Raw genomic sequence first — 16,797 nt, forward strand, 5'->3', positions numbered from 1 at the left:
GCCGTAAGGCGAAGTATACGGGCTGACGCCTGCCCGGTGCTGGAAGGTTAAGGGGAGTGGTTAGGGGTAACCCGAAGCTATGAACCGAAGCCCCAGTAAACGGCGGCCGTAACTATAACGGTCCTAAGGTAGCGAAATTCCTTGTCAGGTAAATTCTGACCCGCACGAATGGCGTAACGATTTGGGCGCTGTCTCAACGAGAGATCCGGTGAAATTTTAATACCTGTGAAGATGCAGGTTACCCGCGACAAGACGGAAAGACCCCATGGAGCTTTACTGCAGCTTGATATTGGATTTGGGTACGATCTGTACAGGATAGGTGGGAGCCTAAGAAACAGGAGCGCAAGCTTCTGTGGAGGCGCCGTTGGGATACCACCCTGATCGTATCTAGGTTCTAACCTAGTACCGTGAACCGGTGCGGGGACAGTGTCTGGTGGGCAGTTTGACTGGGGCGGTCGCCTCCTAAAGAGTAACGGAGGCGCCCCAAGGTTCCCTCAGAATGGTTGGAAATCATTCGAAGAGTGCAAAGGCATAAGGGAGCTTGACTGCGAGACCTACAAGTCGAGCAGGGACGAAAGTCGGGCTTAGTGATCCGGTGGTACCGCATGGAAGGGCCATCGCTCAACGGATAAAAGCTACCCTGGGGATAACAGGCTTATCTCCCCCAAGAGTCCACATCGACGGGGAGGTTTGGCACCTCGATGTCGGCTCATCGCATCCTGGGGCTGAAGTAGGTCCCAAGGGTTGGGCTGTTCGCCCATTAAAGCGGTACGCGAGCTGGGTTCAGAACGTCGTGAGACAGTTCGGTCCCTATCTGTCGTGGGCGCAGGAAATTTGAGAGGAGCTGTCCTTAGTACGAGAGGACCGGGATGGACGTACCGCTGGTGCACCAGTTGTTCCGCCAGGAGCATGGCTGGGTAGCTACGTACGGAAGGGATAAGCGCTGAAAGCATCTAAGCGTGAAGCCCCCCTCAAGATGAGATTTCCCAACTAGTAAGACCCCTTGAAGACGACGAGGTAGATAGGTTGGAGGTGGAAGTGCAGCAATGCATGGAGCTGACCAATACTAATCGGTCGAGGGCTTATCCTAAATATTCGCAAATCACGTTTCGTATCTAGTTTTCAAGTGATCAAACACTTGATCCGTTTGGTGGCGATAGCGGAAGGGTTCCACGCGTACCCATCCCGAACACGACCGTTAAGCCTTCCAGCGCCGATGGTACTTGGACCGAAGGGTCCCGGGAGAGTAGGACGTCGCCAAGCGAACAACCGAAGAAACCACTATCGAGCAATCGATAGTGGTTTTTTTTAGTATAAACATCGGAGTAAACTGCATCTTTATCTCGCAAGAAAAACAACTGTTAAATGCGGCCTGTCTTCATTGAGGTACGTCGATAGACGTTTCGCGTATGTTTATTTCAGGAAGCACTTCAGTAAGTATTAATGGATGTTTTCACTTTATTTGGGGAAATATAAGTTATATGTCCATTCACAGGAGACAGATTCTCTTGGGCGAGATCGTTTTATGAGGCCATGTAAAGGACCTATTCTTTTCTTGACAGCCTATAGGGCCTTTGCTAAGATGGCAATAATATATTTTTGAAAATAATCATGAAAATGCCGTCCGGCCCAGTTCTGACAGGATTTTGAAGTCCGCCGGAAGACGACAAAAAGGAGGAATAACCCAGGTGTGGGAAGATAAGTTTAGCAAGGAAGGCTTTACTTTTGACGATGTATTGTTGGTTCCTAGAAAATCAGTGGTACTGCCCAAGGAAGTGGATGTATCGACGAGATTGAGTGAGCAGGTGAAGCTGAACATTCCATTAATGAGTGCAGGAATGGATACAGTTACAGAAGCTCCTTTGGCAATCGCTATTGCCAGAGAAGGTGGAATCGGCATTATTCATAAAAATATGAGCGTAGAACAACAAGCTGAGGAAGTAGATCGGGTTAAGCGCTCTGAAAGTGGCGTAATCACCAATCCGTTCTCCCTGAGAGCGGATCATTTGGTATCCGATGCGGAGAACGTAATGTCCAAATTCCGCATATCTGGTGTTCCAATTGTGGACGAGGATAACAAACTGATCGGTATTTTGACCAATCGCGATCTTCGCTTTGTACATGACTACAGCATTGCGATCAGCGAAGTAATGACCAGCGAGAACCTGGTAACAGCACCCGTGGGAACAACACTTGAAGATGCTGAGACCATTTTGCAGAAACATAAAATTGAAAAGCTTCCGCTTGTGGACGATAATAATGTTCTTAAAGGACTTATTACCATTAAAGATATTGAAAAAGCAATTCAATTCCCGAATGCAGCCAAAGACGCTCAAGGACGATTGCTTGTCGGCGCAGCCATCGGTATCTCAAAAGACACATTTGATCGTGCTGAAGCGTTGGTTAAAGCCGGTGTGGATCTGATTACGGTTGATTCCGCACACGGACACCATATCAATATTATCGAAGCTGTACGCAAACTGCGTGAGCTGTATCCGCAGCTGACCATTGTAGCTGGAAACGTAGCAACAGGCGAAGCTACCAGAGAGCTGATTGAAGCCGGTGCTTCTGTCGTTAAGGTGGGTATCGGGCCAGGATCTATTTGTACAACTCGTGTTATTGCTGGTATCGGTGTACCGCAAATTACAGCGATTTACGATTGTGCAGCGGTTGCAAGAAAATATAACATTCCTATTATCGCAGATGGCGGTATCAAATACTCTGGAGAAATCACCAAGGCTATTGCGGCAGGCGCTAGTGCCGTTATGCTCGGTAGTATGTTTGCAGGAACCGAGGAAAGTCCTGGTGAAGCCGAGATCTATCAAGGACGACGCTTTAAGGCTTACCGCGGCATGGGCTCCCTCGCTGCGATGAAACAAGGCAGCAAAGACCGCTACTTCCAGGATGATGACAAGAAGCTCGTTCCGGAAGGAATTGAGGGCCGTGTTGCTTACAAAGGGCCTTTGGCCGACACGATTCATCAACTGATTGGAGGCTTGCGTTCCGGTATGGGCTACTGTGGAACAGAAAGCCTGGAGCAGCTGACCAATGATACACAGTTCATCCGGATAACGGGCGCCGGTCTTCGTGAAAGCCATCCGCATGATATTCAAATCACGAAGGAAGCACCAAACTACTCGTTATAAAATAAAGATGCTTCATTTCTGTTCCCAAGATGACCTAAATAATGAATAATATCGGTTGTTATGTGAATGCATGAGGGACATACAAGTATCTTTTGAATAAACCATTAGAGTGCGATAGCCTAAACGCCGATCGTTAAGAAGGACAAGCCGGTTGAAATGTATCCGGCTTGTCCTTTTTTTGATAACCCCCCTGTGATAGAATAGAACAAGCAAACGATTTATTGAGTTAAGAGGGGAGTTATATCATTTGAAATCTAAGACTGTAAGGAAAAATAAACGTCCTATCGTACAACGAACTATAGCATCGGTGATGCTTATGAATATACTATGTCTTTCCGCCATTCCTACTCTGGCGCTTGCCGAACCGGTCACGGTGGCTACCGCCGAGAAGAAGGAAACTACGACAACAGAGGCGAAAGCGACCAAAACAGTAAAAGCAGATAAAGTTCCTTCCATTGATACACTTGGACTGCAAGTAAGATCGGCTGTGCTGATGGAGCCTACGACGGGACAGGTGCTTCTATCGTTAAATGCTGATAACGCACTCCCGCCTGCCAGTATGACAAAAATGATGACGGAATATATTGTGCAGCATGAAATAAAGCAGGGTAATCTAAGTTGGGACACCGTCGTGACCGTAAAAGAGAATGCGGCTAAGAGCGGTGGTTCTCGTATATTTCTGGCTGTGAATGACCAGCATACGGTGGAAGAGCTGTACATTGCTATGGCCGTAGGCTCAGCGAATGATGCAGCCGTTGCGCTGGCTGAACATATTGCGGGCTCTGAGCAGGAATTCGTTAAATTAATGAATGAAAACGCGAAACGCATGGGTATGAAAACAGCTCATTTTATCAATGCTACTGGTCTGAGCCGTGCCGACATGCCTGAGAAATATCGTCCGGAAGGTGAAGATGAAACAGTGATGTCTGCTATGGACACGGCAAAGTTGGTCAAGTTCATCGTGGAAGAACATCCTGAATTTTCGAAATATACAACGATTCAATCGTTTAAGTTCCGTGAACGCGATAAGGATCCAATCATAAATCTGAATTGGATGCTGGAAGCGAATAAAAATGTGCCCAACTTCCGCTCTTTTGCCTATGAGGGGCTGGACGGCATGAAAACAGGCTTCACCGAAGAAGCAAAGAACACTTTTGCAGGAACCGCTGAGCGTGACGGTATGCGTCTGATCAGTGTCGTGATGGGAGCCGAGACCAAAGCTTCACGCTTTACCGAAACACGCAAATTACTCGACTACGGCTTTAATAACTTTGAAGTCAAGCAGATTATTGATGGAAATACAGTTGTTGAAGGATTTGAAACGGTTGACGTAAAAAAAGGTAAAGAAACAGAGGTTAAGCTCGTTACCAACAAACCACTCAGCTTTATGGTACCAAAGGGCTCTGACGGAAGCAGTGTTACGTTTGAAGGTAAGATCGACAATGAGAACCTGACAGCCCCTGTCAAAAAGGGCACCAAAGCAGGAACAGTTACTTACACTTATAAGATTGAGGGCATGAAAAATGTCCAAAAGGGAACCGTGGATCTCGTAACGTATGAGGATACCGAAAAAGCAGGCTGGTTTAAGCTCTTTTTGCGAGCCATTCAGCAGTTCTTTGCGGACCTGTTCGAATCGATTAAAAATCTTTTCTAAATATATTTCTCGCAGAAAAGCCGTCGCCCTTTGAAAAGGGCGATGAAGTCATTTCTTCTTAAATTCCGAGTAAATGGGTTGCCTATTTGTTACCCGTGGAGTAGAATTACAAGTTAGATTATAGATTTAATGAAAAACAAGATAAGTGACTATTTCGGGAGGCTAGGGACATGGAAACGGGAACAGCAACTGTAAAAAGAGGTATGGCAGAAATGCAAAAAGGCGGCGTCATCATGGACGTCATGAATGCGGAACAAGCAAAAATCGCTGAAGCGGCTGGAGCTACAGCAGTTATGGCGCTGGAGCGCGTGCCTTCTGATATTCGCGCGGCTGGGGGAGTTGCCCGTATGGCTGATCCTACCATCGTTGAAGAAGTAATGAAGGTTGTATCTATTCCGGTCATGGCTAAGGCTCGTATCGGCCATTATGTAGAAGCAAAAGTTCTGGAATCGTTAGGTGTAGACTACCTTGATGAGAGTGAAGTTTTGACACCGGCTGATGAAGTATTCCATATCGACAAGTGGGATTTCACTGTACCTTTTGTCTGCGGCGCTAAAGATCTGGGTGAAGCGCTCCGCCGGATAGGGGAAGGCGCATCTATGATCCGCACAAAAGGCGAGCCAGGAACAGGCAATATCGTTGAAGCTGTACGCCATATGCGTTTCATCAATAGCCAAATCCGCAAGGTACAGAACATGTCCAAGGACGAGCTGTACGCTGAAGCTAAAAACCTGGGTGTATCCTACGATCTGCTGAGAGGTGTTCAGGAGAATGGTAAACTTCCAGTCGTTAACTTCGCTGCAGGCGGAGTTGCAACTCCTGCGGATGCCGCACTTATGATGCATTTGGGTGCAGATGGAGTATTTGTGGGATCTGGTATTTTCAAATCGGATAACCCCGAAAAATTCGCTCGCGCGATCGTGGAAGCTACGACCCACTTTGATGATTATAAATTGATTGCCGAAGTATCCAAGAACTTGGGTGCACCGATGAAAGGTATCGAAATTTCCAAGCTGTCCCCATCCGAACGTATGTCGGACCGCGGCTGGTAAGAGAGAAGGATCAGCATGAGAATTGGAGTACTTGCACTTCAGGGGGCAGTTGCTGAACACATGCGCAGTATTACTAAGGCTGGCGCGGAGGGCGTTCCGATCAAACGAATCGAGCAGCTGGAGACGATTGACGGTCTGATTATACCAGGTGGCGAAAGCACGACGATCGGTAAACTGATGCGTAAGTATGGGTTTATCGAAGCGATACGTCAATTCTCGGCGAAGGGTAAACCTTTATTCGGCACATGTGCCGGTCTAATCGTGCTAGCTAAAGAGATCGACAACGGCGAAGAGGCACATTTGGGGCTGATGGATATCAAAGTTGCCCGGAACGCCTTTGGACGCCAACGGGAGAGCTTTGAGACCGAACTTGCAGTAAAAGGAATAGAGGAACCTGTTCGCGCCGTATTTATCCGTGCTCCACTGATTGTGGAAGTTGGAGAAGGTGTGGATATACTCTCCGCCTTTAACGATGAGATCGTGACCGCTCGGCAGGGGGCCTTACTCGCGGCTTCTTATCATCCGGAATTGACGGATGATTACCGTCTTCATCAGTATTTTGTAGACATGGTGAAGGATGCTGCCTTGTCGCCAAAATAGTAAATTCGGTTATTGAAAAAGCATCTTGACTCTTTTTTAAGGGTCAAGTTTGTTTTTTTCTTGATTTTTCAATAAAATATATAGAATGAAGTAATAATAATTCGTTACACCGATGGATGTTTTACTTAGGAGGGTTTCCTGTGTTAGACGTGAAAATATTGCGCAGTGATTACAGCCGTGTGGAAGAAGCGCTGAAAAACCGCGGCAAATCACTTGATTTGATTGCGGATTTCCCAAAGCTTGACGCACGCCGCCGTGAGCTGTTGCAGGAGAGCGAAAGTCTGAAGAACCGGCGCAATACCGTGTCGGCCGAAGTAGCTAAGCTGAAAAAAAATCGTGAGAATGCGGATGATCTGATTCTGGAAATGCGTGAAGTTTCAGACCGGATTAAAGGTATGGATGAAGAAGTACGCGAGCTGGAAAGCCAAATTTCCGAGCTCAGTTCGGCGATTCCTAATATTCCTCACGAAAGTGTGCCTGTAGGAGCATCGGAGGAAGAAAATGTAGAGCTTCGCCGCTGGTCCGAGCCTAGAAATTTTGATTTTGAGCCGAAAGCACACTGGGATCTCGCTCAGTCTCTCGACATTCTCGATTTTGAAGCTGGTGCTAAGGTAACGGGATCACGCTTTACGTTCTATAAGGGCCTAGGTGCTCGCTTGGAACGTGCATTGATCAACTTCATGATGGATCTTCATAGTGAGCACGGTTATGAAGAGATGCTGCCTCCATATATCGTCAACCGGGACAGCCTCTACGGTACAGGTCAGCTTCCTAAATTTGAAGAGGATCTCTTTAAGCTGGATGACTCTGATTATTATCTCATTCCGACGGCAGAGGTTCCTGTAACGAACTATCACCGCGAGGAGATTTTGAACACAGAGGATCTCCCCAAAAGATATGTAGCTTACAGCTCTTGCTTCCGTTCAGAGGCTGGGGCGGCAGGACGCGATACACGCGGCCTTATTCGTCAGCACCAGTTCAACAAAGTGGAGATGGTGAAGATTGTGGATCCGGACTCATCCTTTGATGAGCTGGAGCAAATGACAACTGATGCGGAGCGCGTTCTTCAGCTGCTGAATCTCCCATACCGTGTGCTTGTATTGTGTACAGGGGATATGGGCTTTGGCTCCATGAAAACATACGACCTGGAGGTATGGCTTCCGGAGAGCGGTGTATATCGTGAAATTTCCTCATGTTCGAATATAGGCGATTTCCAAGCTCGCCGTGCCAATATCCGTTTCCGTCCGGAACCGAAATCGAAACCAGAGTTTGTACACACGTTGAACGGATCTGGACTCGCTGTGGGTAGAACAGTAGCTGCCATTCTGGAAAATTATCAACAAGCTGACGGCAGTGTTATCATTCCAGAAGTGCTGCGCCCATACATGAGAAATGTAAGTGTTATTGAACCAAAGAAATAGCTTGCAGTAATAATATTGTTTGTGGTAAAATAATTAATGCACGTGATTAATCATTTTATCACTTGGAGAGGTACCGAAGCGGTCATAACGGGGCGGTCTTGAAAACCGTTAGAGTGCAAGCTCACATGGGTTCGAATCCCATCCTCTCCGCCATACATATACACAATAACCGTTTCCTGATCAGGAAACGGTTTTTTTTGTTTTTTCAAATGGCTCCTTTCATATTTACAGATACGGTACAGCTTTAGCCGTTTTTCTTATTTTTTGTAAAGTATAAAAAGAAACGCATCTCCGCAATTTAAAGACAAGGGGAGGTGTGATAGATGAACTCAGAGCTAAATGTTGATCAGACAGCGTTGGTGAATGCGTGGCAAGAAAGACTGCCCACGGTACTGAAGCCTGGCGATCATGCTGAAGTGGCTGCCGACATGGCGAACCCTCATGCTGTTCGGATTCACATTGATGCGGCTGGAAGGCAGGATTATTCCTTCGATTTTGAATGCCGCTATGTGGATTCCAGAGAAGTTGAGGTTAAGCTGGTCGATGTGGAGCGGGCAGGCGTTGTTATTGATGAGCGCAATGAGAACATTCAGGGAATGGCAGGAGATTATACCCGTCATATTCATGAGTGTGCTCAGGCGCTTCAACAAATAACGAACCCTTAGACAGTTTACGGCTACAGTCTTCGATGAACTTCCACAGTAAGAGATAAGAAGAGCTGTAGAGCAATGGATTCCGCATGAAACGGAGGGTTAGAAGCTATGAGTAAACCAAAGTCCATACCGGTGCCGGAGGCTCAAAAGCCGCAAAGAAGACGTAAAGATAATGGAGAAGGTGGAGTGCAGGAACCGATGACCGGATCACACCGAGCCAAAATTCACAAACAATCCGGGCATTATAACCCAGAGGGGTAGTGTTATTCATTTTTATCATGTATTCAGAGGCTTCTGTCGTAAGGACAGGGGCCTTTTGCTGTTGTTCTAACATATTTCAAAAGTTTTCATGAAAGGGGATGAAACCTATTCCTGAATTTTCCGTATATAGAACATGTAAGCTTCATCGGGGCCCCAACTTTTGATGAATGAGTGAATATTCGCAACATATTATCTTATTTCATCTTCCATTTTGAAGCAAGGAAAATGATTGGAAAAATATTTTGAAAATATTCCATAAAGTGTTTCTCATTTTGTCGAAATGGTTTATGATTAAGAGGTCTTGTTATTTTTTATGGTTATGAGGGGAGAGAAAGAGTAATGAATAAAAAGTTTGGAGTGGTGATGCTGTCACTGCTGTTAACTTTGACAGTTGTGCTATCAGGCTGTGCGAAGAAGCTAGAACCTAAAGAGGCAATGAATACTGCTGCTGCTAACGCTATGCAGATGACGTCTTACGAGATGAAGAGCAGCTTCGTTATCGAAGATCTGCAAATGAAGGTGGCAGCTACCGAAGGTAATCCTAACGTTGACCAAGCTCTTACTATGTTGAAGAACGCTGAGTTGACATTGACTGGTATCCACCAAGCAGAGCCTCAACAAACTGAAATGCAAATGGGGATCAATCTGAAGGGCGATATGGCCATGACTTTCAACATTGATATGGTCATGACCAAAGAGAAGATCTATGTGAAAATTCCAAGCATTCCGATGCTTCCATTCCCTGAGGATGTTGTAGGTAAGTATCTCGTTATGGATTTGAAAGAACTTGCTGAACAGGCTGGGGAAACATTCAATCCGGAAAGTCTGGATGCTCAGAAGTCCCAAAAATTCGCAACCGAAGTCATGAACGCTTTGATCGCTGAATATGATCAAGCGAAATACTTCAAGCAAATCGAAACCAAGGATGCTAAGCTTCCAGAAGGTGTAGATGCGAAACAAGTTGTACAATTCTACATTACCAATGAGAACGTTAAAGAAGCATTGGATATTTTGGTAAATAAGGCTGCTCCGAAGATTGTGGATATCGCAGGCAAAGATGAGTACCGCGAAATGCTCAGCCTGACCAAAGAAGACATCGAGCAAGCGAAGAAAGAAGTAAGCTCGGTGGATCAAGGTGAGTTCAAGAAAGGTCTGGAGGAACTCCAGAAATACCTGAAAATCAACACCTTTAACATTACCACAGCAATTGACAAGAAAGATTTCCCGGTTTATCAGGATCTCGTAATGAATGTTGACTTCAACGATCCTGAAACGAAGGATACAGTGAAGCTTGCTGTTAAAGGTAGCACACAATACAGCAAAATCAACGAAAAGCAAACATTCAAAATCGGAATTCCTAAAGATGCTGACGTGATTACCATGGAGCAGTTTCAGGAATCCATGGGCGCTTATTAATTCCTAATTACACTTTAACAAGAACCCGGCCGTAGAAAACTGGCCGGGTTTTTGTGTTGCTGTGTAACGGTTATTTAAATTTTTTGGAGATGTTGTGAAAGCTGAAAGTCATTTACCTCTCAGGCGCCGAAAGAACTGAGTTAGAAGGGCTGCACACTCTTCTTGCAGTACACCTTCGATCACTTCGGTACGATGGTTGAAACGCGATTCCTGAAGGAGGTTCATGAGCGTACCGGCACAGCCTGCCTTGGGGTCTAACGTGCCGTAAATAAGCTGGGGTACTCTGGACTGGACAATGGCCCCTGCACACATAGGACAAGGCTCTAGGGTAACGTAGAGACGGCAATCAAGCAGCCGCCACGCGCCAAGGTGACGGCTAGCATCGCGAATGGCAACCATCTCTGCGTGTGCAGTGGCATCAAAAGTAGTTTCGCGCAGGTTATAACCACGGCCGATGATCTCGTCACCATGGACAATCACAGCGCCGATGGGGACTTCACCAAGCTCCTCCGCTTTTCGGGCTTCAGCAATGGCCTCACGCATCCAATAGTTATGATTATAATTATCCACAGTGTGCGGATCATTAAATTTTAAATTCAATTCAATATCTCCTCTCGGTCTGGGACTAAAGTAGTTGTTATACAACGAACATTCATTCGTTTGTTAACATGATGTGGACATTTTTGTGGATAAATAAAAAGTTATGCACAAACTTATGCACATAATCCACAGAAAACATGTGTATTTGTTAGCAATCTGTGGACACTTCTGTAAAAAAAACAGATGTTTTGCTTCTTTATTGTAGAGAAAGAACCTCTCAAGATCAATAAATCCATATCCTTTAACTCACACCACCGATACGTATGCCAAAAATTCTTTTCAAACCACCGGACTCACGTTATCATAAATTATGACAGGCTATACTAGTTTATTGTCAACGAAGTGCCGAAAGGTGTAGATTACTTTGTCCATCAAGACAAAATTATCATTGATCATGTCCATATCTGTGCTTTTTATCTTGTTGCTTAACATCGCGCTTAATTTTTATACAACACAAGAGAATTTAAGGCAGGACAGTGAGACTAAGATGGTTATGGCTGCTACCCAGATCGCAATTACCGTGGAGCAAACGGAGTACAGTTCCAGATATGTAGACGGAGTATTTGGGGACCTGCTTCGGGTCGCATCAGTAAATGCTGCTAAAATGCTGGATCCCGACATTGCGAATATAACCAACGAAGATCTTGTTAAACTCAGTGAAGAGCTCGGAGTTACCCATATTTCCCTTTTAGTCGAGACGAGTGATGATATAGTAGTTGCCCGTTCGAGCGAAACTGAACAAATGGGCATGTCTACCCGAACATGGGGCTACTGGTTCACAGCCTTTCAAGAGCTGTTTAAGTATAAGGAGGTACGTTCGGTCGAGGAAGGGCATACTGACAAGCACTTTTGGTCTGGGCCATTTGAATTTTCGACGGCTATGCCGGAGTTTATTGATAAATGGGGATATTATTATGACGGAAAGCGCAATTACATTGTCGATCCCTATATCCGTAGTACGGACATCAAGGATTTTTTCAAAATAACAAGTCCGGGCGTCGTTATCGAGCAGACCATTAAATCCAACCCCCGTATATTGGAGGTAACGGGCATCAACCCGGATACTTTCGGTAATATTTTTATGGAGAAGGATGGAACCGATAGAATTCACTATAAACTGGGCAACCGCCCCATCAAATTTGGGACATATGACTACGGCACTTTAAAGGGAGACCAGGCCGCAGTTAAGCAATCGGTGACGAATGATGAGAATGTAGTTTTTGTCAGTACGGTGAATGGGAAGAAAGTGATGAAAAGCTTTATCCCGATCCAAATCGAAAAAAAGGCTCCCTATGTTATCAGTGTGGTCATGGACTATGAAGCCATCTCTTCTGTGATGCGGGAGCAGATGATTAGCTTGGTCGCGATCTCGCTTGTTCTCCTGGAAATTGTTATATTCGGTAGCTATATTGTGGCTGGTTATTTTACAAAGCCAATTCAAGCTATACTGGGTACTGTAAATGAGGTTGCCGATGGAAACTTTGAGCGGCGTTTGGAAGTAACGAGCCGGGATGAACTTGGGCAGTTGTCCGGTCGAATTAATGCGATGACCCGCAATCTGGGGAATTATACAAGTCAGTTGAAACAAATGGTAGATGAAAATCAGTCGGTCAAGGAATATTTGGAATCTGTTATCAACCAGACGGCGGATGCGATTCATACGACGGACATGTACGGAAAAATCACAAGTGTGAACAAGGCGTTTGAACAGTTATATGGCTGGAATAGCCATGAGGTGATAGGCCGGAAACTTGAAATGATACCTGCTGAGATGGAAGATGAAGAGAGAGAGCGGTGGAGACGGCTTAGAGCTGGAGAGCGGCTTGGATCGGTCGAAACCGTTCGGATGCGTAAGGATGGCAGTATGATTGAAGTCAGTATCAGCACATCTCCGATACAGGATGAGACGGGAAATATTACGTCAATGGTCAGTGTGTCACGGGATGTCACGGAACGTAACCGGATGGAGGAAATGCTGCGGCGATCTGAGAAGCTGACGACAGTCGGACAGCTGGCTGCCGGTGTTGCTCATGAAATCCGTAATCCGCTAACTACGTTGCGCGGTTTTATGCAGCTCCAACAACAAACCCATAAAATTAATCCGGATCATATCAGTTTGATGTTGTCCGAGCTGGACCGGATTAACCTGATTGTAAGTGAGTTTCTCATATTGGCTAAGCCGCAGGCGGTCTGCTTTCAGGAAAAGGACCTACAGGTTATTATGAATGATGTGATCTCACTGCTGGGTAGTCAGGCCCGTTTATATGGGATTGAGTTTAGTTACAACTACATGAACGAGCCGGCGTTGGTACACTGTGAGGAGAACCAGCTAAAGCAGGTGTTTATTAATGTGCTTAAAAATGCGGTAGAAGCTATGCCGGATGGCGGTTATGTTACGATAGAGATGACAAAACCGTCTTCAGAGCAGGTGGCTGTCCGAATTATCGATAAGGGTGAGGGCATTTCTGAAGATCTGATGCCCCATGTCGGAGAACCATTCATTACCAATAAAGAAACGGGTACAGGTCTTGGACTTATGGTCTGTCAGCGAATTATACAAGGTCATCAAGGCGTTCTGGAGATAGAAAGTGAAGAGGGCGTAGGCACAGCGGTAACCATCCTGTTGCCGGCTGCTGCTAAAGGTGATCGGGCGTAGCACATAAATTTGAGTATGGATGGAGAGGATGACACCTTGAGGATTAATAAATTCATCAGTGAGACAGGCTTCTGTTCCCGCCGGGAAGCGGACAAGCTTGTGGAGAGTGGTCAGGTCACGATTAACGGAGTGAAGGCCGTGCTGGGTAGCCAGGCGGAGGAAGGCGATGACGTTCGAGTGAACGGTCGACAGCTAAGCGAGAAGAAGGCAAAGCATGTTTATATCGCCCTGAACAAGCCTGTGGGCATTACGAGTACTACGGAGTCCCACATCAAGGGGAATATCGTTGATTTTGTAGGCCATACCGAGCGGATCTTTCCGATTGGCAGGCTGGATAAGGATTCCGAAGGCTTGATTCTGCTTACAAGTGACGGGGATATCGTGAATAAAATACTGCGTTCTGAAGGCAGACATGAGAAGGAATATATCGTTACTGTAGATCGTCCGCTGACAGAGGCTTTTATCAGAGGCATGTCGAGCGGGGTGAAGATACTTGGGGAGATGACACTTCCTTGTACCATCACACGGATGTCGGAGCGAGTGTTTCGTATCATTCTAACCGAAGGGAAAAATCGTCAAATCCGGCGTATGTGCAGCGCTTTTGGTTACGAGGTGAGAAAGTTGCAGCGTATCCGGATTATGAATATCCGTTTAGGCAGTCAGAAGACGGGGTCATGGCGTGATCTTTCAGATCAAGAAAAGCAGGAGCTCGGTAAGCTTCTTAACTATACACTGACCTAAATAGCAAACAACCGGCTCTCGGGTACGTCTGCCTGAGAACCGGTTGTTTTTTTAATTAGATGAATCATCTTTTGATTTGGGCACGTTGGTATACGTATTGTGACTCGAATATTTACGAATAATAGATACTTCTACCCGTCGGTTTTTGGATTTGCCTTCGACGGTTTCGTTGGTCGCTATCGGGTGATACTCTCCGTAACCGACTGACATAAACCGCTTCGGATCAAGTGACGGATTCTCCAGAAGGATCTTCATGAATTGCATCGCCCTGTCAGAACTCAAGTCCCAGTTGGATGGGTACTTGCTGGTGTTCATCGGGACATCGTCAGTATGACCAGATACGATAATATCGAAGTCCGGGAATTGCTGGAGCATGTTCGACATCTCTTTTGCCAGCTTGCTGGCCTCTGGCTTCACAACCGCCTCGCCTGGAGCAAACAGCGCATTATCCCGGATGGTGATCATCAACTGTGAATTATTCAGCTTTGTGTTTAATTCGGTACTTAAACCATTGTTTTTAATATAACTATCCAGCTGTTTCTTTAGCTTCTCCAAATCCTCCTGCTCCTGCTTCATAAGTTTTTCGCGTTTCTTATCATCAGATTTCGGGGTTGGGATAGAGTTCATTGCCTTGTTATTACCTTTATCAGCTGGATCATTGCTCGGTTCGGTCTTGCTGTAATCAAGAACCCCGGTTCCGCCAGTCAGGGCCATATTGAATGCTTCGCTCATTTCTTGAAACTTTTTAGCGTCCGTCGCGCTCATTGCGTAAAGAACTAGGAAGAGCGCGAGTAATAGGGTAAGCAGATCTGCATACGGAAGGAGCCAGGACTCGTCAGCATGCTCTTCGTGGGGCTCGTGTCTAGTCTTTTTGCTCACTAGAACCAGCCTCCCTTTGGTTCATTTTAAGGCGCTCAGAAGGGGTCAGGAAGACGGACAGCTTCTGACTGATCGCAATAGTTGAGACACCTGATTGAATGGAAAGAAGACCTTCAACCATCATCAGCCGGATCTCCACTTCACGTTTAGACAAGCGCTTCAGTTTGTTGGCGATGGGGTGGCAGATGACATAACCGGTGAAAATACCAAGCAGCGTTGCGATAAAGGCAGCACCGATTGCTTTTGCAAGCTCTGTCATATCGCTCATCTGGCCTAAGGCTGCGATCAAACCGATAACCGCACCCAATACCCCGAGAGATGGTGCGTACATGCCGGCCTGAGAGAAGATGAGTGCACCGGAGCGGTGCCGCTCCTCGGTGGCGTTAATATCCTCCATCAGAACGTCGCTCACGAATTCCTGGTCGTTGCCGTCAATGATCATGCGCATCCCGTTGCGGAGAAAAGTATCGTTGATTTCCTCGACTTTTGATTCGAGCGCGAGCAATCCCTCGCGGCGGGTAATGGAGGCATACTCCATAAAGAGTGTAATCAAATCTGTTTTATTCATCAGCTTTTGCTTCACGAAAATCATTTTGATAAGCTTAGGAAATTTCTTAAGCTCCGACAAAGGAAAACCTATAAACAGTGTGGCTGCCGTACCGCCCAAAATAATGACAAAGGCGGCAGGATTAACTAAAGCGGTAAGTGGTGCATGCTTTAACACCATTCCGACCAGTACGGATACAAACCCGAGCACTAAACCTATAATCGTTGAAATTTCCATAATACACCTCATCCATGAGAAATAAATAACGAATCCATTCGTTTTGCCGTCCTTTTGGGTAGACAGCATTGTGCAAATGAGCGCATTACACTATTTATCGTCAGGTTAGTGTTTTTTTTTTAGCTGTAATTTCCGGTATAATAGAAGCAAGGGAAACTTGCAGGTATGAAGTGACAGAAAGGAGTGAGAGAGATGGGTGTTAAGCATGGGCGTGATTACGGTGATATTTTGACAGATTTGACTGAAGCGGTCGGACGTATTCCGGACAGCTACGTGTTTTTTGAAATGGAATCGGAGGATTGGAGCAACCTTAACGATACGGAGAAAAATGAGGTTCATGAGGCGCTGGCGGAGGATTTATTTTATGCACTGGGCACAGAGCCTGTCATATCGGTAGGCAGTGGAGTTGTCATTCACGATCAGACAAACCATCGGATACATATTTTAATTGGGGAAGAAGAATTGGCGTTTGTAGCTCTCGTCTAGCTAAGGTAATGAACCAAAGATCAGAGGAATAGAATAGATGAATAATTGGTCCCGCCTTGGTGGGAGAGGTTTTTTTGGGGAGGAAGATAAAATGCTGTATACACAGCAGGAAGTTGAAACACATCTGGAAAGACTTGAAGGCTGGGAATTGGAGCAGGGACGGTGGATTATCCGTAAATATACCTTTCCTGCGTTTATGAAAGGGATTGCTTTTGTGGATGAAGTCGCTGCGATCTCGGAGGCATTCGGTCACCATCCCTACATTACAATCGATTACAAAACCGTGACGCTACGTCTGACTTCTTGGGATGAAGGCGGTATTACGGCTGTAGATATCAAAGAGGCACAGCAGTTTAATGAGGCATACGAAAAAAGCCGCTCCAAGGACAATAAGGAGCAGGATTAGCAGCAGCGGATGCTTATATAAAAAACACGCTTGGAACGGGAG

At 46.0% G+C, this 16,797-nt stretch carries 15 protein-coding genes, 1 tRNA gene and 2 rRNA genes (1 of these 18 only partly in view); 15 read left to right on the forward strand and 3 right to left on the reverse strand.

Going from position 1 to position 16,797, the window contains the following annotated elements; genetic code table 11:
• The 11 genes from MNQ98_RS00390 to MNQ98_RS00440 form a co-directional block, all read left to right on the forward strand.
• Nucleotides 1-1,090, forward strand: a 23S ribosomal RNA gene (locus tag MNQ98_RS00390) (it extends 1,839 nt beyond the left edge of the window).
• Between the two features lie 56 nt (nucleotides 1,091-1,146).
• A 5S ribosomal RNA gene (gene rrf / locus MNQ98_RS00395) occupies nucleotides 1,147-1,263 on the forward strand.
• Nucleotides 1,264-1,688: 425 nt separating this feature from the next.
• On the forward strand, nucleotides 1,689-3,146 hold the full coding sequence (gene guaB / locus MNQ98_RS00400) for an IMP dehydrogenase (RefSeq protein WP_241931413.1): 1,458 nt from the start codon (nucleotides 1,689-1,691) through the stop codon (nucleotides 3,144-3,146).
• 247 nt (nucleotides 3,147-3,393) lie between these two features.
• Nucleotides 3,394-4,800, forward strand: coding sequence for a D-alanyl-D-alanine carboxypeptidase family protein (locus tag MNQ98_RS00405; protein ID WP_241931414.1), 1,407 nt, complete (start codon nucleotides 3,394-3,396; stop codon nucleotides 4,798-4,800).
• A gap of 170 nt (nucleotides 4,801-4,970) precedes the next feature.
• Nucleotides 4,971-5,852 (forward strand): pyridoxal 5'-phosphate synthase lyase subunit PdxS, encoded by an 882-nt coding sequence (gene pdxS, locus MNQ98_RS00410; RefSeq protein WP_208916682.1) that lies wholly within the window; start codon nucleotides 4,971-4,973, stop codon nucleotides 5,850-5,852.
• Between the two features lie 15 nt (nucleotides 5,853-5,867).
• Nucleotides 5,868-6,452 (forward strand): pyridoxal 5'-phosphate synthase glutaminase subunit PdxT, encoded by a 585-nt coding sequence (pdxT, locus tag MNQ98_RS00415; RefSeq protein ID WP_241931415.1) that lies wholly within the window; start codon nucleotides 5,868-5,870, stop codon nucleotides 6,450-6,452.
• Nucleotides 6,453-6,592: 140 nt separating this feature from the next.
• Nucleotides 6,593-7,873: a serine--tRNA ligase gene (gene serS, locus MNQ98_RS00420; RefSeq protein ID WP_241931416.1), complete on the forward strand. Its 1,281-nt coding sequence runs from the start codon at nucleotides 6,593-6,595 to the stop codon at nucleotides 7,871-7,873.
• A gap of 64 nt (nucleotides 7,874-7,937) precedes the next feature.
• Nucleotides 7,938-8,026, forward strand: a tRNA-Ser gene (locus MNQ98_RS00425).
• A gap of 170 nt (nucleotides 8,027-8,196) precedes the next feature.
• Nucleotides 8,197-8,538, forward strand: a complete 342-nt coding sequence (locus MNQ98_RS00430; protein ID WP_208916679.1) for a hypothetical protein — start codon at nucleotides 8,197-8,199, stop codon at nucleotides 8,536-8,538.
• A gap of 96 nt (nucleotides 8,539-8,634) precedes the next feature.
• On the forward strand, nucleotides 8,635-8,787 hold the full coding sequence (locus tag MNQ98_RS00435; protein ID WP_241931417.1) for a small acid-soluble spore protein P: 153 nt from the start codon (nucleotides 8,635-8,637) through the stop codon (nucleotides 8,785-8,787).
• A 339-nt stretch (nucleotides 8,788-9,126) separates the two neighbouring features.
• A complete protein-coding gene (locus tag MNQ98_RS00440; RefSeq protein ID WP_241931418.1) occupies nucleotides 9,127-10,203 on the forward strand; it encodes a DUF6612 family protein in 1,077 nt (358 codons plus the stop codon).
• A gap of 108 nt (nucleotides 10,204-10,311) precedes the next feature.
• Here MNQ98_RS00440 and tadA read toward each other — a convergent pair whose 3' ends face one another.
• Nucleotides 10,312-10,746: a tRNA adenosine(34) deaminase TadA gene (tadA, locus tag MNQ98_RS00445; RefSeq protein WP_241933803.1), complete on the reverse strand. Its 435-nt coding sequence runs from the start codon at nucleotides 10,744-10,746 to the stop codon at nucleotides 10,312-10,314.
• 421 nt (nucleotides 10,747-11,167) lie between these two features.
• Here tadA and MNQ98_RS00450 point away from each other — a divergent pair, with 421 nt between their 5' ends.
• Both MNQ98_RS00450 and rluF read left to right on the forward strand, forming a co-directional pair.
• A complete protein-coding gene (locus tag MNQ98_RS00450) occupies nucleotides 11,168-13,459 on the forward strand; it encodes a PAS domain S-box protein (RefSeq protein WP_241931419.1) in 2,292 nt (763 codons plus the stop codon).
• Between the two features lie 36 nt (nucleotides 13,460-13,495).
• Nucleotides 13,496-14,200, forward strand: a complete 705-nt coding sequence (gene rluF / locus MNQ98_RS00455) for a 23S rRNA pseudouridine(2604) synthase RluF (protein WP_241931420.1) — start codon at nucleotides 13,496-13,498, stop codon at nucleotides 14,198-14,200.
• A 51-nt stretch (nucleotides 14,201-14,251) separates the two neighbouring features.
• Here the strand turns inward: rluF and motB are convergent, their stop codons facing one another.
• Both motB and motA read right to left on the reverse strand, forming a co-directional pair.
• Nucleotides 14,252-15,079, reverse strand: coding sequence for a flagellar motor protein MotB (gene motB, locus MNQ98_RS00460; RefSeq protein WP_241931421.1), 828 nt, complete (start codon nucleotides 15,077-15,079; stop codon nucleotides 14,252-14,254).
• Nucleotides 15,063-15,863: a flagellar motor stator protein MotA gene (gene motA, locus MNQ98_RS00465; protein ID WP_241931422.1), complete on the reverse strand. Its 801-nt coding sequence runs from the start codon at nucleotides 15,861-15,863 to the stop codon at nucleotides 15,063-15,065. The genes motB and motA overlap by 17 nt, the downstream gene beginning before the upstream one ends.
• A 192-nt stretch (nucleotides 15,864-16,055) precedes the next feature.
• Here motA and MNQ98_RS00470 point away from each other — a divergent pair, with 192 nt between their 5' ends.
• Nucleotides 16,056-16,349: a hypothetical protein gene (locus MNQ98_RS00470; protein ID WP_241931423.1), complete on the forward strand. Its 294-nt coding sequence runs from the start codon at nucleotides 16,056-16,058 to the stop codon at nucleotides 16,347-16,349.
• 91 nt (nucleotides 16,350-16,440) lie between these two features.
• Nucleotides 16,441-16,755: a 4a-hydroxytetrahydrobiopterin dehydratase gene (locus MNQ98_RS00475; RefSeq protein WP_208916667.1), complete on the forward strand. Its 315-nt coding sequence runs from the start codon at nucleotides 16,441-16,443 to the stop codon at nucleotides 16,753-16,755.
• The last annotated feature ends 42 nt before the right edge of the window (nucleotides 16,756-16,797 follow it).

Source organism: Paenibacillus sp. N3/727, from assembly GCF_022637315.1.
GTDB classification, from domain to species: Bacteria; Bacillota; Bacilli; order Paenibacillales; family Paenibacillaceae; genus Paenibacillus_AQ; species Paenibacillus_AQ uliginis.

What these genes read in the sequence shown, in the direction of transcription:
- pdxS (WP_208916682.1), top strand. Translation starts at nt 4,971, where the DNA reads ATGGAAACGGGAACAGCAACTGTAAAAAGAGGTATGGCAGAAATGCAA.
- pdxT (WP_241931415.1), top strand. Translation starts at nt 5,868, where the DNA reads ATGAGAATTGGAGTACTTGCACTTCAGGGGGCAGTTGCTGAACACATG.
- MNQ98_RS00430 (WP_208916679.1), top strand. Translation starts at nt 8,197, where the DNA reads ATGAACTCAGAGCTAAATGTTGATCAGACAGCGTTGGTGAATGCGTGG.
- MNQ98_RS00435 (WP_241931417.1), top strand. Translation starts at nt 8,635, where the DNA reads ATGAGTAAACCAAAGTCCATACCGGTGCCGGAGGCTCAAAAGCCGCAA.
- MNQ98_RS00440 (WP_241931418.1), top strand. Translation starts at nt 9,127, where the DNA reads ATGAATAAAAAGTTTGGAGTGGTGATGCTGTCACTGCTGTTAACTTTG.
- tadA (WP_241933803.1), bottom strand. Translation starts at nt 10,746, where the DNA reads ATGCGTGAGGCCATTGCTGAAGCCCGAAAAGCGGAGGAGCTTGGTGAA.
- motA (WP_241931422.1), bottom strand. Translation starts at nt 15,863, where the DNA reads ATGGAAATTTCAACGATTATAGGTTTAGTGCTCGGGTTTGTATCCGTA.
- MNQ98_RS00470 (WP_241931423.1), top strand. Translation starts at nt 16,056, where the DNA reads ATGGGTGTTAAGCATGGGCGTGATTACGGTGATATTTTGACAGATTTG.
- MNQ98_RS00475 (WP_208916667.1), top strand. Translation starts at nt 16,441, where the DNA reads ATGCTGTATACACAGCAGGAAGTTGAAACACATCTGGAAAGACTTGAA.